Here is a 25,229-nt window from a genome sequence, read left to right as displayed (position 1 = left end):
TCACTGGGCCGCCTCCTGTGCGAGGAGCGGCGCGAGCTGCGCGGTCCTCGATCCGAACAGCTGGTCCACGACGTGCGCCCGCTTCAGGTAGAGGTGCGCGTCGTGCTCGTAGGTGTAGCCCATCCCGCCGTGCACCTGGACGGTCTCCGCGGCGTTGCTCAGCGCCGCCCGCCCGGCGACGACCTTGGCCGCCCGCACCTGGAACTCGGCGTCGGCCCGGCCGGACTCCAGGCTGACGGCGGCGAACAGCGTCTGCTGCAGCGCCGCCTCCGCCGCGACGGCCATGTCCGCGCACCGGTGCTTGATCGCCTGGTTGACGCCGATCGGCCGGCCGAACTGGACCCGTGTCTTGGCGTGCGCGACGGAGAGGTCGCGGACGGCCTCGGCGATGCCGACGAGCTGTGCCGCGGCCAGGACCGCGCCGCGCAGCCCGATCGGGTCCCGCTCCGCGGGCAGCCAGCACATGACCGGCACGCCGTCCGCGACGGCGGTCGCCACCCGGGAGCCGGGGTCGCTGGACTCGACCGGGGTGACGTCGGTGAGCGCGACCGCCGCGACCAGGCCGGCGCCCTCGTCGTTCGAGACCAGCACGTACTCCGCGTTCGCGGGGTCGATCAGGCGGATCCGGCCGGTGAGGGCCGTGGACGTCAGGGATGCGGTGTCGTCGCCGACGCGCAGGAGCGCGGCGGCCACCATTGAGTGCCCCTCGACCACGAACCGGGCGAGCTCGGGATGCCCGCCCAGCACGGCCAGCCGGGCCCCGACCACCGACGGGAGGAACGGACCGGGCACCAGGGCGCGGCCCAGCTCGCGGAACAGCAGCGCCTCGTCGTCCAGCCCGCGACCGGAGCCGCCGACGTCCTCGGGGGCGGAGAGCCCGAGCAGGCCGAACTCCGCTCCGGCTGCCCAGACCTTCGGGGCGATGGCGGAGGGATCGTCGCGGCGCTCGCGGATGGCGGAGATCGGCACCTGTTCGGCGAAGAACTCCGCGGCGGCGCCGACCAGCTCCAGCTGGTCTGCGGAGGGAAGGAGGTCCATCGAAGGTCCTGTCTGTGGGATGCGGCGGGGCGGGGACGTCAGCGCGGCAGGCCGAGGACGCGATCGCCGATGATGTTGCGCTGGATCTCCGACGTGCCGCCGCCGATGGAGGCGGAGTAGGAGTAGAAGTAGTGCCCCGACCAGCCGCCGGGGACCCACCGGGAGACGAGCTCCAGGCCGTCCGGGCCGAGCACGTCCATCGCGAGCTTCGCGACCTGCTTGGCCACGTCGGCGTAGTAGAGCTTGATGATCGAGCCCTCGGGGCCCGGCGTGTCCGTCTTCAGGTTCCGGCAGATGCCCGCGTAGGTCATCGCCCGCAGCGACGCCACCTCGGCGCGGGCGGTCGCGAGCCGGCGCGCGATCTCGTCGTCCTGGATCGCGGGGCGACGCCCGTCCGGGCCGGTGCGCTCCCCGGCGAGCTGGATCAGGTTCTCCACGAGGGCCGCGAGCCGGACCTGGCTGGCGGTGTAGGCGGTCCCGCGCTCGAACGAGAGGGTGGACATCGCGACGCCCCAGCCCTGGTCGACCTCGCCCACCACGTTGGCCAGCGGGATCCGGACCTCGTCGTAGAAGACCTCGCAGAACTCGGCGCCGCCGTCGATGGTCTCGATCGGCCGCACGTCGATGCCGGGGCTGTCCATGTCGCAGACGACCCAGGTGATGCCGTGGTGCTTCTTCCCGGACCGGTCGGTGCGGACCAGGAGCTCCTGGTGGTCCGCGAGGTTCGCGAAGCTGGTCCAGATCTTCTGCCCGGTGACGACGAGATGATCACCGTCGATCTCGGCGCGGGTGGCCAGCGACGCCAGGTCGGAACCGGCCTCGGGCTCGGAGAAGCCCTGGCACCAGACGACCTCCCCGCGCAGGATCCGCGGCAGGTGAAAGGCCTTCTGCTCCTCGCTCGCGCGGGTGATCAGCGTGGGGCCCGCGTGGTTGAGACCGACGAAGCACGCGTCGATGCTGGGCAGGCCGGCCTTCGCGTACTCCTCGTACCAGATCAGCTGCTGGACGGTCGTCAGCCCGCGCCCGCCGTAGGCCTGCGGCCAGGCGATCCCCGCCCAGCCGCCCTCCCACTGGGTGCGCTGCCAGGCCAGGTCGTACTCGCGCATCGGCGCGGCCTCGTGCGGGCGCTGCTCGGTGGGCGCGTTCTCCCCCAGCCAGGTGCGCACCTCGTCCCGGAACGACGCCTGCTCCGGGGAGAAGTCGAGATCCATGCCCTACTCCGTTCCAGTGGTGCTGCGGTAGCGCGCGGCCAGCTGCTCGCTGCCGCGGGCGAGGAGCACGACGTCCGCGCCGACCAGGACGAACCGTGCCCCGAGATCGAGATAGCGCCGGGCCAGCGGCTCGGCGAAGGCGTTCACCCCGGCTGCGAGGCCGTGGGCGGTGACCGTCGTGATCGCCTTCTCGACCGCGGCCACGACGTCGGGGTGCTCCGGCCGGCCGAGATGCCCCAGCGACGCGGCCAGGTCCGAGGGACCGACAAAAACACCGTCGACGCCCTCGACGGCGCAGATGTCCTCCAGCGCGTCGAGACCGGCGCGGGACTCCACCTGCACCAGCACGCCGATGCCCTCGTGGGCGCAGGCGAGGTAGTCCGCGGTCCGGTTCCAGCGCGACGCCCGGGCGAACGCGGCCCCCACGCCGCGCACGCCCTCGGGCGGGTACCGGGTGGCCGCGACGACCGCGGCCGCCTGCTCGGCGGACTCGATCATCGGCACCATCAGCGTGGTGGCGCCCAGGTCGAGGAACTGCTTGATCAGCACCGGGTCCGCCACCGGAAGCCGGACGACGGTGTCCACCGGGTACGGGGCGACGGCCTGCAGCTGCGGCAGCACGGTCGTCACGTCGTTGGGCGCGTGCTCGCAGTCCAGCAGCAGCCAGTCCAGCCCGCCGCCCGCGCAGATCTCCGCGCAGTAAGCGCTGCCCGAGACGACCCACATCCCGATCAGCGGGTGTCCGCCGTCCCGCAGCCGCTCGACGAACGTCATGGCGCGCCGCCGGAGGCGAAGCGGCAGCCCACGGTGCCCAGGGGCCCGTAGTCCGCGTGGAAGAGATCGCCGTCCTCCGCGTGCACGGGCCGGGTGAAGGATCCCGAGAGGATCACCTGCCCCGCCCCCAGCCCGACGCCGTGCGGCGCGAGCCGGTTGGCCAGCCAGGCCACCCCGTTCCCGGGGTGGTTCAGCACGGCCGCAGCGACGCCGGACTCCTCGATCACGCCGTTGCGGTAGAGCAGCGCGGAGACCCAGCGCAGGTCCACGTCGTGCGGGCGCACCGGCCGGCCGCCCAGGACCAGCCCGGCGTCCGCCGCGTTGTCCGAGATCGTGTCCACGATGGTGCGCAGGTGGCCCGTGTCCGGATCGGACATCTGCACCCGCGCATCGAGGATCTCCAGGGCCGGGGTGACGTACTCGGTGGCGGCCAGGACGTCGAAGAGGGTGACGTCCGGGCCCTTGAGCGGGCGGCCCAGGACGAACGCGAGCTCCACCTCCACCCGCGGGCGGATGAAGCGGTCGTGCGGGACGGTCGACGTGTCGTCGAAGAACATGTCGTCGAACAGGGCGCCGTAGTCCGGCTCGGTGATCGACACCGCCTGCTGCATGGCCCGCGAGGTCAGCCCGATCTTGCGGCCGCGCAGCCGCCGGCCGGAGGCCAGCTTCTCCCCCACCCACGCGTGCTGCACGGCGTAGGCGTCCGCGATCGTCATGTCCGGGTACTGCAGGGACAGCTGGCGGATCGGTGTCCGCGTCCGCTCCGCCTCGTCGAGGCGGCGCGCGGCGTCGAGGATCGCGTTCTCGTCCATGCCGGTCTCAGCTCCTGTCGCGCAGCAGGAACGGGACCGCCGCGGCGTTGAACGCCTCGGGGTCCTCGAAGTGCGGCCAGTGCTTGACGTGCGGCATCTCCAGGATCTCCGCGCCGTCGATCAGCTCGGCGACCCGGCGCGCGGTGCTCTGGTACTCCCCGTGGTCCTTGCCGGACGCGACGACGAGCGTCGGACAGGAGATCGTGCGCCACCGCTCCTCGGGGATCAGGTTGCGCTCGCGGGCGTCCGGGTCCTGCAGGATCAACAGGTGGTCGATCGTGGCCCGGGTCTCCGGCAGCCGGTAGATCGCCTGGCGCAGCGCGACGACGTCCGGGATCCGGTTCTCCTCGTCCGCGATCAGGTGGTCGAACATCGCCTTGATCGAGTCCCAGTCCGGGTTCTCGACGGCCCGGGTGCGCTCGGCGCGGATGCGGGCCATGTTCGAGGCGGTGGCGATCAGCCCGGCCGGGGACATCAGGATCAGCTTGTCCACCCGCTGCGGGGCCTCCACCGCGAGCGCCGCGGCCACCCAGGCCCCCAGGGACATGCCGATGACCGCGGCGTGGTCGAACCCGAACCGGTCCAGCACCGCCTGTACCTGGCGCAGGTAGACCGCGATCTCGTAGTCGTGGTCCGGCTTGTCCGAGAAGCCGTTGCCCACCATGTCGATCGCGACGCAGTGGAAGTGCTCGGACAGGGCGGCCAGGTTGGGCGCGAACGTCTCCCAGTGCCCGCCCGTCCCGTGCAACAGCAGGACGGCCGGCTTCGCCGGGTCCCCCGCCTCGGCGAATCGGGTGCGCACCCCGTCGGCCTCGACGTAGCCCTGGCGGAACTCGAGCTCGCTCAGGTGGGTCCAGATGCTCCGGTACGGCGTGTCGCTCATGCCGCGCCCGCCCGCGAGCTGGCTGTGGTGTTCATGTCTTGCTCGCGGCACACACGTACTGTGAGCTGGGCGAGAGGCGAGACGCTCATCGGCTGCCCTTCGGTATGGACATTGTTTCTGACAGTGAGTGTACGATAGAACCATGACGTGGTCACCGTCGACAGACACGCGAATCCCGGAATGAGTGGCGCCGTGAACGGATCGGGCACCGGCGCGCCGCGCCGGGACCGGCGCGAGCTCGCGGAGCTGCGCAACGAGTTCGCGACCGTGCGCGTCACCCTCGACCAGCGGGGCAACGGCCCCCGGCTACTGGTCGAGGACCTGGAGTCCGGCGCCGAGATCCTGCTGTCCCCCCTCGAGCTCGCCAGCCTCTGCCTGGCCGGCGCGGAGGACCGGGTCAACTGGCTGCGGGTGGGCCACTACCGGGACGAGCGTCCGTGAGCACCCGCGAGCCGGCGATCGTCGGGCTCGGGGTGACCGCGATGTCCACCGCCCCGGGTGGTGAGGCGTCGGTCCTCGCGATCGAGGCGATCGCCGCCGCCCTCGCCGACGCCGGGGTCGACCGGTCCGACGTCGACGGTCTGCTCGTCGGCTCCAGCCAGGGCGTGCGGCCGGACCGGGTGGGCGTCCAGCTCGCCGCCCAGGCCGGGTTCGGGGACCTGCGACTGCTCGAGCACGTCGAGATCAAGGGGGCGACGACCGTCGCCATGGTCGAGCGTGCCGTGCTGGCGCTGCGGTCGGGCACCGCCCGCGCCGTCCTCTGCGTCTTCGCGGACGCCCCGATCCGCGCCCGCGGCGGCGCCGGCTCCACCTACGCGCACAGCGGCGGCGTCTCCGGCGTCCGTGGCCTGGAGCGCGCGTCCGGGGTGCTCGGCTCCGTGCCCACCTACGCCCTGCTCGCCGCCCGGTGGTTGCACGTCACGGGAGGCGGCACCGAGGACCTCTGCGCGGTCGCCCTGGCCGCCCGCGCCTGGGCCCTGGGCAATCCCGCCGCGGTGCAGCGCACCCCGCTCGACGCCGACGGCTACCTGACGAGCCCGCTCGTCGCGGCGCCGTTGCGCAGGCTGGACTGCGCCCGCCCGGTCAACGGTGCGGTCGCGGTACTGCTCACGGCGGATCCCGCGCTCGGCGGCCCGCAACGGATCGTCGTGCGCGGGACCGGCCGCGCGCACCCGGTCCGCCGCCGCCGCGCGGGGGCCGAGTCCTGGTTCGGCGGGGGACGCCCGGCGGTCGACGCCGCCCTGGCCGAGGCCGGGATGACGCGCGCGGACGTGGACGTCATCGAGCTCTACGACCCCTTCACCGTCGTCACACTTGCGCTGCTCGAGGAGTACGGGCTCTGCGCCGCCGGCGAGGCCGGCGCGCTCGCCCGCGCGGGCGCCCTCGGCCCGGGCGGCGAGCTGCCCACCAACACCGGCGGCGGCCAGCTCTCCGGCTTCTACCTGCAGGGCATGACCCCGCTGGCCGAGGCCGTGGTCCAGCTGCGCGGAGCGGGCGGGGACCGGCAGGTGCCGGACGCGGCGACCGCGCTGGTCGGCGGCCTCGGCGGACGTTCCGACCACCACGCGTGCCTGGTCCTGGAGGTGGCATGACCGCCGACGTATCTCCCTCCGCGGAGGCCGCATCGCGGACCGCCGACGCATCCCTCCGCGGGGGCGGCATCGTGACCAGCACCCTCACCGCGGACTGGCTGCTCACCGCCGACCTCGCGCCCGACACCACGGACGTCCTCGCCCCGCTCTACGCCGCAGCCGCCGAGGGCATGCTCAGCCTGCCGCACTGCGGCGCGTGCGGCCTCGCCCTGGAGCTCGAGCAGCGCGTGTGCGACGGCTGCGACGCGGCCACCGTCGTGTGGCGGCCCGTCGAGCCCGCCGGCGCCGTCCACTCCGTCACCGTCGTCCACCGCCGCGAGCCCGGGCTCGTCCTCGCCGAGGGCCCCTACCCGGTGGCGGACGTCGAGCTGGCGAGCGGCCACCGCCTCGTCCTCGCGCCCGTCGAGCCCGGCACGCCCGCACCGGCGATCGGCGACCCCGTCTCCATCGGCTTCCGCCGCCTCGGGGACGTCGCCGTCCCCGGCTTCGCCGTCCCATCCCGTCCCGACCAGCACCGTCCCGACCAGCGCCGTCCCGACCAGCACCGTCCCGAACGCCCGGCCCGCCCGTCTCCGGAGGCACCGTCATGACCGAACTCGACACCCGGCCCGCCGCGCGGACGGACGTGGACGACCTCGTCCGCCACGACCGCGTGCGCGGCTCGGTCTACACCGATCCCGAGGTCTTCGAGCTGGAGATGGAGCAGATCTTCCGCCGGGGCTGGGTCTACGTCGGGCACGAGAGCGAGATCCCGGAGCCCGGGGACTACGTCACCCGCCGGATCGGCGGCCAGCCGGTGATCTTCACCCGCGGCAAGGACGGCGAGGTCCGGGTCCTGATGAACCGGTGCGCCCACCGCGGCAACCGGCTGTGCAACGCCGAGGCCGGCAACAGCACGACCTTCCGCTGCCCGTACCACGGCTGGACGTTCAACAACGACGGCTCGCTGGTCGGCGTCCCGATGCGGACCGGGTACGACAAGGAGTTCCTGGCGAAGCGCAGCGAGCTGTCCCTCGCGCCGACCGCTCGCACCGACGCCTACCGCGGCTTCGTCTTCGCCTCGCTCGCCGCCGAGGGCATCACGCTCGCCGAGCACCTGGGCCGCTCCACGAAGGCGATCGACCGGCTGCTCGCCCTCTCCCCCGACGGCACCCTCGACCTGCGCGCGGGCTGGATGAAGCACCAGCACATGAGCAACTGGAAGATGGTGATGGAGAACAACGTGGACGGCTACCACGCGTTGTTCACCCACGAGTCCGTCTACTCGGCGGTCCGCGAGGCCAAGGTCTCGCACGTGCCGAGCAAGGTCGAGGTCTACGTCCGCGACCTGGGCCAGGGCCACTCCGAGATCGACTACTCCGCCGAGTACACCCGGCTCGACGAGGAGTTCGTCTGGTTCGGCCGGGCGCCGCGCGCGAAGCTGCCGAACTACGTCGCGTCGATGGAACGCGCGCACGGCCCGGAGGACACGCACTCCGCGTTCGTGGTGGGCCCGCCGCACACGCTGATCTTCCCGAACCTGTTCCTCGCCGAGATGAACATCATGATGGTCGAGCCGATCGCCCCGGGCGAGACCATCGCCTACACGACGCCGGCACTGATCCCCGGCCAGGACGAGCTGAACGGCCGCATGCTGCGCCGCACCGAGGGCGCCATGGGCCCTGCCGGTTTCCTGATCGCGGACGACGGCGAGATCGGCGCCCGCAACCAGCTGGGCCTGGCGGCACAGAAGCCGGACTGGATCGTGCTGGCCCGTGGCCGGGACACCGACGCCGCGGACGAGACCGGCCTGGTCAACCACGACAAGAGCGCCGAGACCCCGCAGCGCGGCTGGTGGGCCCACTGGGCGGAGGTGCTCGGCGGCCGGTTCAACACCCGCTCGACCACACCGGACGGAGAGACCCGATGACCGAGCCTGCCTTCAGCACCGGCACCGCCGTGGACCCCGCCCTCGAACCGGACGTCGTGTCGTTCCTGCACCGCGAGGCGCGGCTGGCGGACGAGGCGCGGTACTCGGACTGGGAGTCCCTCTGGGACGACGACGGCGTGTACTGGGTGCCGATGGGCCCGGACCACGATCCGCGGGTCAACCTGTCCTACGTCTACGACAACCGCAAACGCATCCGCAGCCGGGTGGCGCAGCTGAACTCGGGCGCCCGGCACTCGCAGACCCCGCCGTCGGTGATGCGCAGGCTGCTGACCAACGTCGAGGTGCTGGACCGTGGAGCGGACAGCGTCACCGTCGGCTCCAACTTCGTGCTCTTCGAGTACCGGCACGCGCTCACCACCTGGGCCGGGCGCGTGCTGCACACCGTGCGCCGCCGCCCGGACGGTGAGCTGCGGCTCGCCGCCAAGACCGTGCACCTGGTGAACGCGGGCGGCCCGGTCCCGACGCTCGCCTTCCTGATCTGACCCTTCTTCAGACACCGGGCGGCCTCCGGCCGGCCCCTGCACCCGTGCGAGGAACCATGCTGGTCGGAGACATCCCCCGCCTCAACGCCCGCCGCTACCCCGGCAAGACCGCCGTGATCTCCGGCGGGACCACGTTGACCTGGGCCGCGGTGAACGAGCGCGCCAACCGGCTCGGCACCGCCCTGCTCGCGGCCGGGCTGCAGACCGGGGACCGCGTCGCGATCTGCGCCCGCAACACCGCGGAGTGGCCCGAGATCGTGTTCGGGCTGGCCAAGGCCGGCCTCGTCGCGGTGCCGGTCAACATCCGGCTCTCCGCGCCCGAGATCGCCCACGTCCTCACGGACTCCGGGGCGCGGGCCGGGATCGTGCACTCCGACCAGGCCGCCCTCGCGGGCGAGGTGCTCACGGAACACCTCGAGCTCGTCCTCCAGCTCGGGGGCGGCGAGGTCGGCAGGGAGTACGAGGCGACCCTCGCGGCGTCCGCCGACACGGACCCGACGCCGCCGACCCTCACCCACGACGACGTGCAGTTCATCCTCTACACCAGCGGCACCACCGGGCTGCCCAAGGGCGTCGTCCAGCTGCACCGCGGCATGATCGCGCAGGCGCTGGACACGTCGATCGTCACCGAGGCCGTCCATTCCGACGTGACCCTCGGCACCACACCGTGTTTCACCGCCGGCGGGATGGTCCGCACCGTCGCCGCGATGCTCCTGGGACAGACCCTGGTACTGCACCCCCGGTTCGACCCCGACGCCGTCATCGACGAGATCGAGCGCAGCCGGGTCACGATGACGACGTTCATCCCGACCATGCTCATGCGCACCCTGAAGGTGCTGGAGAACGACCCGGGCCGGGACGTGTCGAGCCTGCGCCGGATCAGCTACGGCTCGGCGCCCGTGCCGCCCGGACTCGCCCAGGAGGCGATGGCCAGGCTGGGCTGCGACCTGCAGCAGCGCTACGGCGCCACCGAGGCGGGCGGCCAGGCCACGATCCTCACGCCCGCGGACCACCGCGCCGCGGTCGCCGGCGACGAGGGGCTCCTCGCATCGTGCGGCCGGGAGACGCCGATGGCCGAGATCCGCATCGTCGGCGAGGACGGCACCGACCTGCCGGTCGGCGAGACCGGCGAGATCGTCATCCGCTCGGACATGGTGGCGGCCGGGTACTGGAACAAGCCCGAGGCCACCGCCGAGACGTTCCGGCCGAGCGGGCTGTGGTCCGGGGACCTCGGCACGCTCGACGAGCGCGGCTACCTGTACATCGCCGGCCGCAAGACGGACATGATCATCTCCGGTGGCTTCAACGTGTACCCGGCCGAGATCGAGCGGGTCATCGCGCAGCACCCCGCCGTCGACCTGGTCACGGTCGTGGGCATCCCGGACCCGGAGTGGGGCGAGACGCCGGTCGCGGTCGTCGTCCGCAAGGGCGCGCCCGATCCCGGGCTGGAGGAGTCCCTGCGGGCGCACTGCCGCGGGAACCTCGCCGGCTACAAGCAGCCGCGCCGCTTCGAGTTCCGCGACGAGCTGCCCCTCGGCCCCGCGGGCAAGATCCTCAAGCGCGAGGTCCGCGCAGCCCTCCTCGCGCCGGCGGGGAGGTGAGCGGGATGTCCGCACCCACCGAGGCCCCGCCGACCGTCGCCTCGGGCTGGCGCCCGCCGTTCGAGGCGGCGAACGTCGCCGAGCTGCTCGCCCGGCGCGCCGAGCTCACCCCGGACTCGCTCTTCGCCGTCGACGAGCACCGCACCCGGGTCACGTTCGCGGAGCTCGCGGCCGACGTCGACCGGGCCGCCGCCGGGCTGCTCGCGCTCGGGGTGCGCCCCGGTGACGTGGTGTCCTGGCAGCTGCCCAACCGCCTCTCGACGATCGTGCTGTCGCTGGCCCTGTGCCGGCTCGGCGCCGTCCAGAACCCCCTGGTCATGCTGTTGCGGGAACGCGAGCTGACCTTCATCTGCGGCCAGGCCCGGACCGCGCACCTGTTCGTGACGGGTGAGTTCCGCGGCACGGACTTCGGGGCCGTCGGCGCCGCCGTCGCAGCCGCCGCCCCCGGGCGGCAGGCCCACGTCGTGGACCCTGCGGCACCGCTCGGCCCGGTCGCCGGCGCGCTGCCCGAGGGCGACCCCGCCACCCTGCCGCCGCTCCCCACCGCCGACGGGCCGGCCGAGGTCCGCTGGCTGATCTACACCTCCGGCACGACGTCGGACCCGAAGGGCGCCAAGCACACCGATCGCGGCCTGATGGCGGCGTCGGACGTGTTCTGCGCGAACCTGCGCGTCACCTCCGAGGACCAGACCGCCACGCTGCTGCCCCTCGCCCACGTCGGCGGGATCGCCCACGTGCTCACCTCGCTGCGGACCGGCAGCAGCCTGGTCACCAGCGCCGCGTTCGAGCCGGCGACCACGATCGACCTGCTGGCCGAGAACCGGATCACGCTGCTCGGCTCGGGCCTGCCGTTCATCAAGGCCTACCTCGCGCGGCAGCGCACGCAGCCCGATCGCCCGCTCTTCCCGCACACCCGGGTCACGCTCTGCGGGGGCGCGGGACGGCCGGCCGCCCTGCACGAGCAGGTACGCCGCGAGCTGGGCGGGATCGGCGTCGTCTCGGGCTACGGGATGACCGAGTGCCCGTACGTGACCTGGGGGACGCCGGAGGACACCGACACCGAGCACGCGACGGCCGAGGGCCGGCCCGGTCCCGGCGGCGAGGTCGTCGCCGTCAAGGGGGACGGCACCCGCGCGGCCCCCGGCGAGGAGGGCGAGCTGCGCGTGCGCGGGCCCCAGCTGATGCTGGGCTACGTCGACTCCTCCCTCGACGAGGCCGCCTTCGACGAACACGGCTTCTTCCGGACCGGCGACCTCGGCACCGTCGGCGAGAACGGCACGGTGACCGTCACGGGCCGGATCAAGGACGTCATCATCCGGAAGATGGAGAACATCTCCGCCCGCGAGGTGGAGGAGTTCCTGGTGGACGCGCCCGGCGTCGCGGACGTCGCCGTGATCGGCCTGCCGGACGAGGAGACGGGCGAGCGGGCCTGCGCCGTCGTCGTCCCCACCGACCCGGCCGCGCCACCGACCCTGCCGGACCTCACCGCGCACCTGCGCGCGCGCGGGCTGTCCACCCGCAAGTTCCCCGAGCAGCTGGAGGTCCTCCCCGAGCTGCCCCGCAACGCGATGGGCAAGGTGGTGAAGCGGGACCTGCAGGTCCGGTTCGCCCCCGCGCCCGCAGCGACCGTGCGCACCCCCCTCGGCGAGCTGTCCACCGTCGTCTACGAGGTCGACGCGCACGTCGCGACGCTCACGCTGAACCGGCCGGACCGGCTCAACAGCTTCAACCGCACCATGACCGAGGAGGTCGCCGAGGTCTGGCGGCACGTCCGCGACGACGACGACGTGCACGTAGTGGTCCTGCGCGCGGCCGGCGACCGGGCGTTCTGCACAGGCCTGGACGTGCGCGAGGGCCCCTGGTGGAGCGACCAGAACCAGTGGAACCAGGATGACCCGGGCGCTCTCCTGAGCCCGCGCCGGCACCGGGTGTGGAAGCCGGTGATCGCGGCCGTACACGGCATGGCGGCCGGGGGTGGGATGTACTTCCTCAACGAGGCGGACATCGTCATCTGCTCCGAGGACGCCACCTTCTTCGACCCGCACGCCAACGGCGGCATGGTCTCCGCGCTCGAGCCGATGGGCATGCTGCGCCGCGGCGTCCCGCTCGGTGACGTGCTCCGCTGGGCCCTCGCGGGCAACGAGGAGCGGATCACCGCGCCCACCGCGCTGCGGCTCGGGCTGGTCACCGAGGTCGTCCCCCGCGAGCGGCTGTGGCCGACGGCCCGGGCGCTCGCCGACGAGATCGCCGCGCGGCGGCCCGCGTCGATCCAGGGCACGGTGCGGGCGATCTGGGAGTCGCTGGACCTGCCGCCCTCGCTCGCGGCGGAACGCGGGTTCGCCTACGCCCAGCTCGGCAACGTCGGACGGGAGAAGCTGCACCCGAGCGGCGGCGGCGAGAAGCGGTACCGGTGAGCGAGCGGCTCCCCCTCGACGAGATCACGATGCCGCGCACCCGCGGCACCGGCTGACAGGAGACCCATGACGACGCTCGAGAACCCCGACACCCGGCTCGCGCAGTTCGGCCTGCACCTCGACGGCGCCAGAGTCCCGTCGGACTCCGGGCGGACCTACGAGTCCCTGGACCCCTTCACCGGAAAGCCCTGGGCCGTGGCCGCGGACGGCACCGCCGCCGACGTCGACCGGGCAGTCGCCTCGGCCCGCGCCGCGCTGAAGGGCCCGTGGGGCTCGCTGAGCGCCACGGCCCGCGGTGAGCTGCTCCGCAGGTTCGGCGAGCTGATCGCCCGGGACGCGGACCGGCTCGCCGAGCTGGAGGTCCGCGACGGCGGCAAGCTGCTGCGCGAGATGGCGGGCCAGGTCCGCGGCCTGCCCGCCTGGTACACGTACTTCGCGGGGGTGGCGAGCACCCTGCACGGCGAGGTGATCCCCACCGACAAGGACAACTACCTCGTCTACACGCGGCACGAGCCGGTCGGCGTCGTAGCGGCCATCACGCCGTGGAACTCCCCGCTCCTGCTGCTCACGTGGAAGCTGGCGCCCGCGCTCGCGGCCGGCTGCACCGTCGTCGTCAAGCCCAGCGACTACACGCCCGCCTCCACGGTCGCGCTGGCCGAGCTCGCCACGGAGGCGGGTTTCCCGCCCGGCGTCATCAACGTGGTGACGGGGTGGGGTCCCGAGACCGGGAAGGCCCTGGCGGCCCACCCGGGCGTCGACAAGATCGCGTTCACCGGGTCGACCGCGACCGGCGTCTCCGTCGCGCACGCGGCGGCGGAGAACGTCGCGCGGGTGACGCTGGAGCTGGGTGGCAAGTCCGCGCAGGTCGTGTTCCCGGACGCGGACCTCGACGCCGCCGCGAACGGGGTCGTCGCCGGCGTGTTCGCCGCGACCGGACAGACCTGCCTCGCCGGCTCCCGGCTCCTGGTCCACGAGTCCGTGGCGGACGAGCTGGTGGCGCGGATCGTGGACCGCGCGCAGCGGATCGTGGTCGGGGACCCCAAGGCGCCGGAGACCGAGATGGGGCCGCTGTCGAACGACCGCCAGCTCGACGTCGTCCTGAGCCACTTCGCGTCCGCCCGGGAGCAGGGCGTCCGCATCGCCTGCGGTGGCGGACCGGTGCGCGAGCTGGGCGGGTATTTCGTGCAGCCGACCGTGCTCACCGACCTGCCCGCGGACGCCCGCGCGCTCACCGAGGAGATCTTCGGCCCGGTGCTGGCCGTGTCCACGTTCCGCGACGAGGACGAGGCCGTCGAGCTGGCGAACTCCACCCCGTTCGGGCTGGCCGGCTCGGTGTGGACCAAGGACGTGCACCGCGCGCACCGGGTCGCCGCGGGTCTGCGCGCCGGAACCGTCTGGGTCAACGCCTACCGCGCTGTGGCCCCGCAGGTGCCGTTCGGCGGGACGGGTCGCTCGGGGATCGGCCGGGAGAACGGTGCGGACGCGATCCGGGACTACACCGAGACCAAGGCGGTCTGGATCGAGCTCTCCGGGCTGACCCGGGACCCCTTCACCCTGGGCTGAGCTTCACGCCGGGTCGGGCGCGGCCGGGCCGGGGCGGTTCCCGGCCCGGGTGCGGTCAGAAGCGGATGTGCATGTCCTCGCCGGGCGTCTCCGGGTCCGCGACGGCCTGGCAGCCGAGGATGTGCCCCTCGGCGAGGTCGTCGTCGTCGAGGACGTCGTTGGACAGCATCCGCACCCGCCCCTTGAGCACCTGGGCCTGGCAGGACCCGCACACGCCGTCGCGACAGGAGTAGGGGGCGTCGATGCCCTTGCTCAGCAGCAGGTCGACGAGCTTCACCTCCGCCGGCCAGGACAGCTCGTGGGTCTCCCCCTCGAGCTCGACGACGACCCGCACCGCGTCCGCAGAGCCCTCCTCCCCGACCGTGGGGACGACGATGTCGGCGAAGGGGTCCGTCTCCAGCGAGGTGTAGACCTCGACGTGCACGCGGGCGGACGGGGCACCGGCGTCCTGCAGCGCCCCGGACACCGCCGCCATGAAGGGGGCGGGTCCGCAGATGTAGCTCTCCCGGTCGACGCAGGGCGCCACGAGCGTCCGGAGCTGCTCCCGCGCCGGGATCCCCTGCACGGACTCGAGCCAGTGCAGCACGGTCAACCGGTCGGGGTGGGCGGCAGCGAGCCGGCGGAGCTGCCCGGCGAAGATGACCGACGCCTCGTCCCGGTTGGCGTAGAGCAGGGTGATCCGGCCCGTGCCCAGCGCGAGCGCGGACTTCAGGATGGAGAAGACCGGCGTGACACCGCTGCCCCCGGCGACGAGCAGGAAGTCCGCGTCCAGGTCCGGCGGGGTGAAGACGCCGGAGGGCGCGAGGACCTCGATCCGCGATCCCGCGCGGACGTTGTCGCACAGCCAGTTCGAGCCGTAGCCCTGCGCGGTCCGCTTCACCGTCACGGTCAGCCGCTCGTCCGCGTGCGGAGTGCTGGCCAGCGAGTAGCACCGCGCGACCGAGCCCGTGCGGTCGCTCGGGATGCGCAGGGTGAGGAACTGTCCCGGGCGGTAGCCGAACATCTCGCGGTCCGCCTCCGGCACCTCGAACACCAGCGAGCGGGCGTCGGGCGACTCCTCGACGACGGCCGCCACCGTCAGCACGCGGGAGCGGGGGCGGACGGTCGCGCTCTCGGTCCGGTCGGCGGTCGGCGCGGCGCTGAGCTCGGCCATCGGGTTCCCTCCAGTGGGTGCGATGCTGCATCGGCCGCCATCGACGGCAGCCTGTTTCTGACATAGTGTATGTGCAGTAACACCAGCAGAAGAGCCATCGGTGCGATGTGACGAGGTCGTCCTCTGACACCATCTCCGCGCATCGGCGGCCACCCCGTCACCGCCGGAGGACACGACTCGTGAGCAGCCATGTGGGCGTCGCCGACACCGAGGACCAGCGTGCGCTGGTCGACGCCGTCGGCCGGGTGCTGGAGCGGTGCTGGAACGCCGAGCAACGGCAGAAGCAGGTCGGCGACGCGGCGGCGGTCTCGGAGCGTCCCGTGTGGTCCGCGATGGCCGAGCTCGGCGTCGCCGGGCTGCCCGTGCCCGAGGACGAGGGCGGCTCGGGCGGGCGCTGGGCGGACCTGGCCGTCGCGCTGGAGACCGTGGGCGGTGCACTCGCGGCCGTCCCGTCGATCGGGGCCGCCGGCGCGCTGGGCGCGCTGGAGGGACTCGACGGCGTCGCGGAGACCCGGGCGGCGATCACGGCGGGTGCCACCCTGGCGACCACGACGTGGACCGCGGACGGAGGAACCTTCACCCTGTCCGGCCCACGGGTCTCGGGCCGCGCGGAGTCCCTGCTCTCCCCCGAGGCCGACGTCGTCCTGCTGCTCGCGGACGGCCCGGACGGGCCCGTCCTCGCGCTGGTCGCCACCGAGGACTCCGCCGTCACCCTCCGGCGGCACACGAGCCTGGACCTGACCCGGCCCGTCGCGACGCTCGAGCTCGCCGACGCCCCGGTCACCGTGCTCGCCCGCGGGGACGAGGCCCTGGCGGCCGCCCGGCGGGGCCGCGCCGCAGCCGGGACGGCGCTCGCGAACGAGCTCGTCGGCCTGGTCGCGCACTGCCTCGACGGCGCGGTGGCCTACGCCGTGGACCGCGAGCAGTTCGGCCGGCCGATCGGCGCCTTCCAGGCGGTGAAGCACCGGTGCGCGGACATCCTCGCCTCGCTGGAGCTGACCCGGGCCGCGGCCAGGCACGCCGCCGCCCTGCTCGACGCCGGACCGGGCACCGACCCGGACGTCCTGGACGACGCCGTCGCGCTCGCGCTGGTCCGGGCCGAAGCCGCGGCCCACGAGGCGTCCAACGGGTACATCCAGGTCCTGGGCGGCATCGGTTTCACCTGGGAGCACGAGGCGCACCTGTACTTCCGCCGCTCCGGGGCGTCGGCCGCCCTGTTCGGCGGCGCGGAGGCACACAGGACGCGGCTGGACCCGACGACGGTCCGGGCCGCTGCCCCCGCTCCGGCCCTCACCGGGCCGGCGGCCGATCTGGACGCGCACGTCCACGATCTGCTTCCGGGCCACCGGCAGAAGTGGGGCGACGACGACTCCTTCGCCGCCCGGCTCGACTGGCAGCGCACCCTGCACGGGGCGGGTTGGATCGCCCCGCAGTGGCCGGAGGAGTTCGGTGGGCGCGGGCTCGGCATCGTGGACCAGGTCGCCTGTGACGCGGTGCTCGCCGGGCACCGGGCCCCCGCGCTGGCCGGCGTCCTCGGCGTCAACAACGTCGCCCCCACGCTCATGCACTACGGCACCCCGGAGCAGCAGCGCCACCTCGCGGCCATCCAGGCGGGCACGGAGGTCTGGTGCCAGGGCTTCTCCGAGCCGGGCTCCGGCAGCGACCTCGCCTCGCTGCGCACCCGCGCCGTGCTCGACGGCGACGGCCCGGACGCGGAGTTCGTGATCTCCGGGCAGAAGGTGTGGACGTCGGAGGGCATGGAGGCCGACCACAGTCTGCTGCTCGTCCGCACCGACCCCGACGCCCCGGCCCACAAGGGAATCTCGGCGCTGCTGGTCCCGCTGGACCTACCCGGCATCACCCGCCGCCCGATCACCCAGATCACCGGCGACGGTGGCTTCGCCGAGCTGTTCTTCGACGACGTCCGGGTCCCCTACTCGGCGCTGCTGGGCCCGCTGCACAAGGGATGGACGGTCACGATGACCACGCTCGCCTTCGAACGGGCCGGGGTGATCATGATGGCGGCGCGCCTCGAGCAGGACGTCCTCGACGTCGTCGCGGAGCTCGCGGAGCGGGACCTCGCACCCGGCGTCCGGCTGGACCTGACCGACCGGCTCGTCGAGGCCCGGCTGCTCGGCCTGCTGGGTCGCCGCGCGCTCGGCCGGATCGCCGACGGCGGCGCCCCCGGCCCCGAGCACTCCGTGATCAAGCTGGCCTGGTCCGCGGCGGCCCAGCACCTCGGCGAGACGCATCTCGCCGCGCTGGGCGCCGACGCGGCCGCGGCGCCCTCCGCGGCCGGCGCGCGGCACGGCTACCTGCTCTCCCGGGCCTCCACCATCGCCGGCGGCACCACGGAGATCATGCGCAACATCCTGGCCGAGCGGGTCCTGGGCATGCCCCGCTGACCGACTCCGACCCAACGATCGACCGGCGCCGGTTCCCCAGGGGGCCGGCGCCGGTCGGCGTTCAGGACGCCTCGGCCGGGCCCACGTACCGCGGGTCGAAGGGCCCACCCTGGACGGGAGCGGTCATGGCGTCGAAGCCGGTGCCGGTCGTGGATGTGGATGTGGATGTGGCACGATCCGGCCGACGTCGTCACCGTGGAGAGGCGGGCCGCCTGCTGGGCCCGTACGTCGTCTCGCTGCCCTCGTTCGACGAGATGGTCCGTCACCGCCGCCCGGTCCACCGGTAGCGGACAGCACACACGCGACGCTCGGCGCGATCTCCTCGCGGAACGGGCCGGTCGGCGCCCGCGGATCGTCCACTCCGGGTGAGGTGCTGCCCCGCAGGTGTGAGGCACGATGGCGGTTCCCGGCGTGAGGATGGCAGCCATGCGCACCCTGCTCGACAACATCCGGCGGATCGGATGCTCGGCGTGGTGACCGCTGCGCCGCTCGGGTGGCCGGCCGTGGGGCGACGATGACCGTCGTCGAGGTCATGGACCACGTGGCTGTCGGCTTCGAGTTGCTCGGCGCCGTCCTGCTGATAATGGGGCTCGTCTGGGCGGTGACCCTCTCCGGGTGGGTCTGGCGGCGGACGGGCCATGGCCGGGTGGCCTTCCAGACGTTGCGCGAGACCTTCGGGGGCGCGCTGCTGTTGGCGATCGAGGTGCTGGTCGCCGCAGACCTGATCCGGACGGTCGCGGTCGACCCCACCCTGGACAACGTCGCGATCCTCGGACTGATCGTGCTGATCCGGACGTTCCTGAGCTTCTCGCTGGAGATCGAGCTCGACGGTGTTGCGCCGTGGCGTCGCGCCCTGGTCGGCGGGGCGGGGCGTCTGGCCGTGGCGACGGCACGTGCGCGCGACCGGGCCGTACCCGCCGTCGACGGTCGGGGGGCCACGGGCGAGTGACGTCTCGCATCCGGTGGTCGATCGCCGCGGGCAGGGTGTGACGACCGCGAAATCGACCGGATCGGCGAACACGGCAGGGCCCAGCTCCGCGACGAAGGAGATCACCCCGCTCTGCGATCTCCTTCGCCTTCGCGACCGTGGATCGGGTGCGCGTCAATGCCGTCGATCGTCGGGGCGCGCCATGCGGCACCGATGACGGCGCATCACGGCCGAACCCGAGCCAGACCATCGCTGCGACCAGTGCCGTCGCGAGGGTGAACAGCGTACCGGAACTCCCTACTCTGCCTCAGAGGTCCGTTCGCGCCGCGGGGTGTAGACCTTTTCCTCCGTCTCCTGCCACGCCCCCGCACCCGCGCCGGCAGCGGCCCTGGCCTGCTCCCACTTCAGCCTCGCGAGCTCGTGCGGCGGCAGATCGACCCGGCGGTACCAGCGCCGGCACGCGGTGGCCAGGGCGGCGCCGCCCAACGAGAGCCCGATCAGGCCCAGGAGACCGCCGATCCCGATCAGCAGAGCCGCGGCGACTACCGCGCTCCGGTTGACGTCCTGCAGTGACCAGTCCGTGCGGCGGTCCATCTCGTACTCCCGTCGGTCGAGGACGGGCGCGCACAGCGCCCGTCCGCGAAGCGTGCAGGGGCCGGAGCACACGGGCATCACCCGCTCGGGATGATGTCGACGCTGCCCGGCTATCCGGAGGAGCCGACCTTCCCGCTCGTCGGGCGGAACCCCGCCGGATCCACGGACCCCGGCGGTGTCGTCTCCAAGGCCCGCGCGGCCTCCTCGGCGAATGCCCGTGCTTCGGCATTGGCCGTGTAGTCGGCGATCTCCCGCATCAGGCCGCGGCGGATCTTCGGTTGCTGCGACAGGGCCACCGCGACGACCGTCAGGAGCAGCCACATCGCGACGCTGCTGAGGACGATCAAGATCGCCGGGATGATCACCTCGCCCAGCCTCGACGCCAGCTGCTGGGCCGCGAACACCCGCCAGAGGAACATCAGGTTGACCAGGTAACCGATCACGTACGACACCGCGAAGGCGATGAGGAACTGTTTGAGACTGCCGGACTGCCTGCGGTTGCGGACCGGCTCGTCACGGATCGGCAGGAGCACCGACAGGACGTTGCCGACGCCCAGCCACAGCACGATGAAGCAGATCATCAGGGCGCACGCCTTGAAGAACGACCCCAGGTCACCGGCCCGCCAGGCGAGCAGACCGCTGAGCAGGAAGCCGAGCGGTGCGACCAGGCAGATCAGGGCCAGGTTCTTGATCACCAGCAGGTGCCACAGCCGGGCTCCTCCGTCGAGCGCGGCGCGCACGCGCATGGCGTCGAAGCTCATGGCGTTGAGGCACACCGCGCCACCCATCACCACCGAGATCGCCCACAGGCCGAGATAGGGCAGCCAGCGCTGGACCCGGTCCCATTCGAAGACCCGGATGAACCCCAGATAGAGCAGGCCCAGGGCCAGGCTGATGGCCAGGCTCTTCACCACCGACCGCGGCTTGCGGGTCAGGATGTACTCGATCTCGCCGCGCAGACCGTGCGCAAGCGCCGGCCCGTGCCGGCTCACCGCGTTGCGGCCCTGCAACGGGGTCAGCCCGTCGACCGCCGCCGCTTCGGGTTCCGCCTCACCGGCATCGAGCCGCGCGAGGCGGGCCGTGAGCACCGCGAGATGGGCTTCCAGAAGGGCCAGCCGCGCCACCGTCACCGCGGTCACGGCGTCGGCTTCGGCCCGGGCGGCCTCGGCATGACCGGCGCGCGCGGGTTCGACTGCGGCGTCCGCTGGCCCCGCAGCCGGGTGAGGTGGCGATGCGTCCGCTTCACTGTCCGACGCGCGGGCCACGACAGCGGGTCGCGCCGCGGGGTCCGAGCCGACGTCGAGGAAGGCGGCTCGCAGGCGGGCCCGCCTGCCCGCCGGTTCGGCCACTGCACCGGATCGCCGCTCGAGGTCGCGCTGCTCGTCGATCGCGCGTCGGACCTTGCGGCTCAGGGCTTCGACGTCGGCACGTTCCTTCCACTTCGACGCGAGTGCCGCGCGTTCCGCCGCGCCTGCGCGTTCGACCAGCTCGGTCAGATCATCGACGGCTGACATGGCACCTCCTGCTGCGGAGAACCGCCCACGATCGCTCGGTGTGCTCCCGCGGGCCCCGTGATCAGGCGACGTACACCACGCTCGGGCCGGCGTCGTACCTGTGACCACCCATGGACCTCGCCGCGTTGCCGCCGCGGGCGACGGTGCTTCCGACCGCGGTCCTGCGCATCACCCGGAAGTGACTATCCCACGCGGACCCCTGCGCCGGTCCGGAGGGCCTGAGCCCTGCGGGTCCCCCCGGGCGGTCACCCGGCCGTCCGCGATGGCGTCGGCCAACGCCCGGGGAGCAGCACCAGCCCGAGTGTCGCGCCCCCGAGCAGCGAGGCCTCCATCAGCGGGAACGCCCGATGATCGTGCCCCCAGCAGGGCGCTGATCGCGGCGGAGCTTCCCGCGGCCGCGAGGACGGCCGCGACCTGCCGCGGCGCCTCGCGGCCGCCCATGCGCACCGCGAGCACGCCCGGCCCGCCGCCCAGGGCGAGACCTCGGGTCCGAGCACCATGCCGAGGCCCAGGCCCCGTGAGAAAGGCCAAGACGACACCCGGCAGATCGGCCGGATCGGGCACGCCGCCCGTAGCGAAGATCGGTGCCCGGAGCCGAGCGCACCGTGCCGCCTCCGGCCCGCGGCGGCACCGCCCGTGCCGGGAGAGGCGAATGTCCGCCCCGCGGCTCCCGCACGGCTCACCCGCCCGGGATGAGGAGCCGGCGGCGCCGTCGGTGTCCGCTGGTGACCGATGACGACCATCCGGTACCGGGACCACTCCCGATCGGTACGCAGGCGGCTCCTCGCCCTATCGCTGCTCCGCTCCGCCGCGGCCGTCGCCGTGCGGCTGCTCGTCTACTACCTGGCGCCGTTGAACCAACCGATCAACCTGGTGGCCTGGATCGAGTTCGGGTCGGGGCTGCTCGCCTTCGCGTTGATCCTCGCCTGGCAGGTGCGGGCGATCCTGAACTCGCACGTTCCCCGCCTGCAGGCGGGACAGACCGTCGCCGTCGGCCTGCCGATGCTCGGTTTCGCCGCGAGCTACGTGGTCATCACCTCGAACACACCGGACAGCTTCGCCGAACCGCTCAGCCGCACCGACGCCCTCTACTTCACCGTCGCCGTGTTCGCCACCGTCGGGTTCGGGGACATCGCCCCGCGCAGCGAGGTCGCCCGGGCCGTCACGACGATCCAGATGCTCACCGACCTCGTCGTGGTCGGCCTGATCGCGAAGGTGCTGATCGGGGCAGTCCACCTGGCCGAACGCCGCCGGGACGACGCTCCCCCACAGGACGGGCCACCCGGGAATTGAAAGGAGCGGACGCTCAGCCGACCGCACGCGGCAGGGCGGCGTCGGCCTTGTCGATGATCACCCGGCCGAGCGGGATCAGCGAGACCGGGATCAGCTTGAGGTTCGCAAGGGCCAGCGGGATCCCGATGATCGTCAGCGCGAGGGCCACCGCCGTCGTCAGGTGGGCCAGCGCCAGCCACCAGCCGGCGAACACGATCCAGATGACGTTCCCGATCGCGGACGGCGCTCCGGCGTCCGGTCGCTTGACCAGCTCGCGGCCGAAGGGCCAGAGGGCGAAGTTCGCGATGCGGAACGCCGCCAGCCCGAACGGGATCGTGACGATGAGGATGCAGCAGACGATCCCGGCGGCCAGGTATCCGAGCGCGAGCCAGATCCCGCAGAGCAGCAGCCAGATGACGTTGAGCACGGTTCGCATGGCACGGTCCTCACGGCAGGGGCCTACATCGTGCCCCTGAGCGGGACGCGCGGCCTCACCCGCGGCGTATGAGTTCTGCCCGTACCGAGACCTTTACGTGCAGGAGTCGTTCCTGGTGCGGGAAGCGTCGGCCATGTGGTTCACCTCATCGCCCGCGCGGGTCTGTTGACGGCCGGCGTTGGTGGTGAACCAGCGGGCGACGTCGGCGAGTTTGATGTCGATGTCCTGGGAGGAGCGCACGAGCATCTGAAAGGCCTGGTCGCCCTCGACCCCGAGCAAGCCGGCCATGGTGCGGGCGGAGTCGTCGAACACCCCTGGCGTGTGCGAGTAGAGGTTGAGCGCCGCGCCGGTGCCGCCGTTGGTGGACAGCTGGGTCGACATCAACGACCGGTACCCGTGCTCGACCGCCTGCGGGGCGAAACGCGGCCACCGGTCGGCGTCCGGTGCCTCGGCCAGGTCCCGGGCCAGGATGACCCCGTCCTCAGGGGGTTGTTCGACGGCGGTGATGCACGGTCCCTCGTGGATCAGCGCCTGTAGCTCGTCGAGCTTGTGAACGTCCTCGTTGGTGGGGCAACGGGAGGTGATGTGGCCGTTCTGGCACGGCAGAGCCGAGGTGGCATGCGCTGCGCTCTACCCCACCGGTGACTCGGTGGCCGGGGACGCACGTGGACGACGGACACCGGGAACGCATGGCGGCCGAAGACCTGCGCCCCGTGTCCGGGCAACAGCCGTGTGTTCGTCCGCGGCTCGGGAGGCTACGCGCCGAACCCGACGGTGTCTTCGAAGGCGCGGCACAGCCGCGGGTTTGAAGCGGTCCGAGGACCCGATCAGCAGGAGGCACGAATCGTCCGTAGCGTCCCTGGCGGAGTTGTGAGCGGCGCCCGGGGCCGCTCAGCTCAAGGCCTCGACGGTTGGGAACACAGCCGTCGCGGCCGCCCAGCGAGCGTCCCGCGCGCGATCGCCATCGACTCGATGCCCACCCCGCGAAGTGAGGGCCGGGAGCGCGAGACCGCCGGTCGCGTACGGGGCTCAGGCCTCGTCCAGCGCTTCACCGAAGCTGCGCAACAGCGCGTGGTGACGGTTGTGGGCAAGGATATGACCGACCGTCAACACCGCAGCGACCGGCCATTCGATGATCTCGATCAGTGCCAGCGTCGCGACGCCGCCCAGGAAAGCGACCTGGTCCAGTGGGGGCAGGTGCAGATGCCCGATGCCGGGCATCTCGATATGGATCTCGTTCTGTGCCATGGCACTCGCAGCTGCCTCTCTCCCCCCGGCGGGGCGGTCCGGGCGTGCTGCACCGGCGGACCGACCGGTATCGAGGGTCGTCGCGGAATCGGCTGTCGCCATCGATGCGCTCCTCTCACTCCGATCTGATCCAGCATGATGCGGCGCTCCGGTCCCCGCCTCACCTCGACGAGGTGATTGCCCGCGGCATCCGCTCATCCGGGTAGTAGCCGATCATCCGGACGGGCCGCGGGGCCGTGCAAACCTCGCATCAGTGATCTGCTCAGTGCGTCATGTTCGCCGAGAACGAGCAGGGCGCGGTCGCGGACAACTTCATCGCGCCCTGGGCCCCGACCGCCTACCAGTTCATGCCCGGCCGGGTGCTGCGCGGCCCCGGGTTCGACGTCGATGACGAGAACGCGTCGTATGTGTACAAGGCCCAAGAGGAGATGGTCTGGCCCTACGACGACCGAGGCCGGCTCATCGGCGAAGACGTCTGGGAGATCGACCCCCGCCAAGGCCGAGATCATCAACCTCGACCCGCCGACGTCATGACCCCGCAGAAGGCCGCCGAGAGGCTGGCGCCGAGGCGCGAACCCACCACGGTGGCCGGGCCCGGCGCCGGGTCGGCTCGCGGCCTTCCGGCAGGATCCGGGCCACGTCCGCGCCCAGATCGGCGAGCAGCATGCCGACCGTCCGGCCCGCCCGGCCGACGTCAGCTCGAGCACCCGCACGCCCGCGAACGGGCCCCCGGGGGCAGGTGTCTCCGGGCACCTCCGACCTCGTCGTCGTTCCCGCGGGCGGACGATGGCGGGGAGGGTCACCGCTCTGCTATCGGGGTGTGTCGAGCCGTTCGTGGAGCCGGTCCAGGACGCCCTCCAGCGCGTCGGCCCGGCAGGCCGCGGCCACGTAGCGGTCAGGCCGGACGACCAGCACCTCGTCCTGCGGCCGCGCCAGCAGCAGATCCCGGAAGGCGCCGTCGACGTCCACCAGCCCGGTCGAGCCGGAGCCGGGGTCCGCGAGGCCGGCCCGGGCACCAGGCCCGCTCGGCCGCACCTCGAACGTCCGGCCACCCGCTCGGTCCAGCCGCGAGCGGGCGGCGGCGGAGAGCCGACGGGCGGGGTCGCCGGTCAGCCCGATCACGGCGAGGACAGGGCCGAGGACGTCGTCCAGCAGGCACCGCGCCCCTTCGGTGTTCTCGACGAGGGGCTGGCCGAACTGCCGCCCGACGGGCGAGCCCGGATCCGGCCGCTCCGGGGGAACGACCGCACCAGCCGTGTAGCGCGGCGCCGGCTTGTACTTCATCTGCAGGATGTAGTCCCGGGCGCCCGGGATCCGTTGCACCGCACGGAAGAACCCGTCCCGCACGATCTCCGTGGCGCGGTTGCGCGGCTGGTACA

At 72.9% G+C, this 25,229-nt stretch carries 22 protein-coding genes and 1 pseudogene; 11 read left to right on the top strand and 12 right to left on the bottom strand.

All coding sequences use genetic code 11. The annotated features are described in order from the left end of the window. The 5 genes from JWR81_RS19170 to JWR81_RS19150 are packed head-to-tail and all read right to left on the bottom strand — an operon-like array spanning position 1 to position 4,718. Positions 1–1,038: an acyl-CoA dehydrogenase family protein gene (locus JWR81_RS19170; protein WP_297654420.1), complete on the bottom strand. Its 1,038-nt coding sequence runs from the start codon at positions 1,036–1,038 to the stop codon at positions 1–3. Positions 1,039–1,076: 38 nt separating this feature from the next. Then, complete coding sequence (locus JWR81_RS19165) at positions 1,077–2,249, bottom strand: acyl-CoA dehydrogenase family protein (protein WP_297654409.1); 1,173 nt, start codon at positions 2,247–2,249, stop codon at positions 1,077–1,079. Positions 2,250–2,252: 3 nt separating this feature from the next. Beyond that, positions 2,253–3,023 (bottom strand): aldolase/citrate lyase family protein, encoded by a 771-nt coding sequence (locus tag JWR81_RS19160; RefSeq protein WP_297654400.1) that lies wholly within the window; start codon positions 3,021–3,023, stop codon positions 2,253–2,255. After that, complete coding sequence (gene hpaH / locus JWR81_RS19155; RefSeq protein ID WP_297654396.1) at positions 3,020–3,835, bottom strand: 2-oxo-hept-4-ene-1,7-dioate hydratase; 816 nt, start codon at positions 3,833–3,835, stop codon at positions 3,020–3,022. The genes JWR81_RS19160 and hpaH overlap by 4 nt, the downstream gene beginning before the upstream one ends. Before the next feature lie 7 nt (positions 3,836–3,842). Beyond that, a complete protein-coding gene (locus JWR81_RS19150; RefSeq protein WP_297654393.1) occupies positions 3,843–4,718 on the bottom strand; it encodes an alpha/beta hydrolase in 876 nt (291 codons plus the stop codon). A 192-nt stretch (positions 4,719–4,910) separates the two neighbouring features. Here JWR81_RS19150 and JWR81_RS19145 point away from each other — a divergent pair, with 192 nt between their 5' ends. The 8 genes from JWR81_RS19145 to JWR81_RS19110 all read left to right on the top strand — a co-directional run bounded on the left by JWR81_RS19145 (position 4,911) and on the right by JWR81_RS19110 (position 14,300). Beyond that, entirely contained in the window at positions 4,911–5,159 is a 249-nt protein-coding gene (locus JWR81_RS19145; protein ID WP_297654390.1) for a hypothetical protein, read from the top strand. Continuing rightward, positions 5,156–6,310 carry a thiolase family protein gene (locus tag JWR81_RS19140; protein ID WP_297654386.1) on the top strand — a complete coding sequence of 385 codons (1,155 nt, stop codon included), beginning with the start codon at positions 5,156–5,158 and terminating at the stop codon, positions 6,308–6,310. The genes JWR81_RS19145 and JWR81_RS19140 overlap by 4 nt, the downstream gene beginning before the upstream one ends. After that, entirely contained in the window at positions 6,307–6,900 is a 594-nt protein-coding gene (locus JWR81_RS19135; RefSeq protein WP_297654383.1) for an OB-fold domain-containing protein, read from the top strand. Before JWR81_RS19140 ends, JWR81_RS19135 begins: the two co-directional genes overlap by 4 nt. Next, the gene (locus JWR81_RS19130) at positions 6,897–8,219 is read left to right on the top strand and encodes a Rieske 2Fe-2S domain-containing protein (RefSeq protein ID WP_297654380.1); all 1,323 of its coding nucleotides are present in this window, start codon (positions 6,897–6,899) and stop codon (positions 8,217–8,219) included. Before JWR81_RS19135 ends, JWR81_RS19130 begins: the two co-directional genes overlap by 4 nt. After that, a complete protein-coding gene (locus JWR81_RS19125; protein WP_297654377.1) occupies positions 8,216–8,722 on the top strand; it encodes an aromatic-ring-hydroxylating dioxygenase subunit beta in 507 nt (168 codons plus the stop codon). The genes JWR81_RS19130 and JWR81_RS19125 overlap by 4 nt, the downstream gene beginning before the upstream one ends. Before the next feature lie 56 nt (positions 8,723–8,778). Then, on the top strand, positions 8,779–10,323 hold the full coding sequence (locus JWR81_RS19120) for a class I adenylate-forming enzyme family protein (RefSeq protein WP_297654371.1): 1,545 nt from the start codon (positions 8,779–8,781) through the stop codon (positions 10,321–10,323). 5 nt (positions 10,324–10,328) lie between these two features. Next, positions 10,329–12,737, top strand: coding sequence for an AMP-binding protein (locus tag JWR81_RS19115; RefSeq protein WP_297654362.1), 2,409 nt, complete (start codon positions 10,329–10,331; stop codon positions 12,735–12,737). 66 nt (positions 12,738–12,803) lie between these two features. After that, complete coding sequence (locus JWR81_RS19110) at positions 12,804–14,300, top strand: aldehyde dehydrogenase (RefSeq protein ID WP_297654359.1); 1,497 nt, start codon at positions 12,804–12,806, stop codon at positions 14,298–14,300. A gap of 55 nt (positions 14,301–14,355) precedes the next feature. Here the strand turns inward: JWR81_RS19110 and JWR81_RS19105 are convergent, their stop codons facing one another. Further along, complete coding sequence (locus JWR81_RS19105) at positions 14,356–15,453, bottom strand: ferredoxin--NADP reductase (RefSeq protein ID WP_297654356.1); 1,098 nt, start codon at positions 15,451–15,453, stop codon at positions 14,356–14,358. Between the two features lie 179 nt (positions 15,454–15,632). Here JWR81_RS19105 and JWR81_RS19100 point away from each other — a divergent pair, with 179 nt between their 5' ends. Further along, complete coding sequence (locus JWR81_RS19100; protein ID WP_297654353.1) at positions 15,633–17,858, top strand: acyl-CoA dehydrogenase; 2,226 nt, start codon at positions 15,633–15,635, stop codon at positions 17,856–17,858. A gap of 514 nt (positions 17,859–18,372) precedes the next feature. Further along, positions 18,373–18,807 carry a DUF1622 domain-containing protein gene (locus JWR81_RS19095; RefSeq protein ID WP_297654350.1) on the top strand — a complete coding sequence of 145 codons (435 nt, stop codon included), beginning with the start codon at positions 18,373–18,375 and terminating at the stop codon, positions 18,805–18,807. A gap of 276 nt (positions 18,808–19,083) precedes the next feature. On the opposite strand, the gene JWR81_RS19090 is transcribed toward JWR81_RS19095, so the two are convergent. Together JWR81_RS19090 and JWR81_RS19085 are read right to left on the bottom strand one after the other, a co-directional pair. Then, a complete protein-coding gene (locus JWR81_RS19090; RefSeq protein ID WP_297654347.1) occupies positions 19,084–19,380 on the bottom strand; it encodes a hypothetical protein in 297 nt (98 codons plus the stop codon). Positions 19,381–19,490: 110 nt separating this feature from the next. After that, a complete protein-coding gene (locus JWR81_RS19085) occupies positions 19,491–20,729 on the bottom strand; it encodes a hypothetical protein (protein WP_297654344.1) in 1,239 nt (412 codons plus the stop codon). Positions 20,730–21,626: 897 nt separating this feature from the next. Here JWR81_RS19085 and JWR81_RS19080 point away from each other — a divergent pair. Beyond that, positions 21,627–22,187, top strand: coding sequence for a potassium channel family protein (locus tag JWR81_RS19080; protein WP_297654341.1), 561 nt, complete (start codon positions 21,627–21,629; stop codon positions 22,185–22,187). A gap of 13 nt (positions 22,188–22,200) precedes the next feature. On the opposite strand, the gene JWR81_RS19075 is transcribed toward JWR81_RS19080, so the two are convergent. From JWR81_RS19075 to JWR81_RS19060, 4 genes and pseudogenes are all read right to left on the bottom strand, one after another. After that, positions 22,201–22,602: a YccF domain-containing protein gene (locus JWR81_RS19075; protein ID WP_297654338.1), complete on the bottom strand. Its 402-nt coding sequence runs from the start codon at positions 22,600–22,602 to the stop codon at positions 22,201–22,203. A 93-nt stretch (positions 22,603–22,695) separates the two neighbouring features. Continuing rightward, a complete protein-coding gene (locus tag JWR81_RS19070; protein WP_297654333.1) occupies positions 22,696–22,983 on the bottom strand; it encodes a hypothetical protein in 288 nt (95 codons plus the stop codon). 648 nt (positions 22,984–23,631) lie between these two features. Then, a complete protein-coding gene (locus JWR81_RS19065; RefSeq protein ID WP_297654330.1) occupies positions 23,632–23,850 on the bottom strand; it encodes a hypothetical protein in 219 nt (72 codons plus the stop codon). An 810-nt stretch (positions 23,851–24,660) separates the two neighbouring features. Beyond that, positions 24,661–25,229 (bottom strand): annotated as a pseudogene (locus JWR81_RS19060) (3-(3-hydroxyphenyl)propionate hydroxylase); the annotation flags it as partial.

The organism is Pseudonocardia sp. (assembly GCF_025965585.1).
In the GTDB taxonomy this organism is placed as follows: Bacteria; Actinomycetota; Actinomycetes; order Mycobacteriales; family Pseudonocardiaceae; genus Pseudonocardia.
The sequence above is the reverse complement of the archived record's forward strand: the minus strand, read 5'-3'. Positions and strand labels throughout refer to the sequence as shown.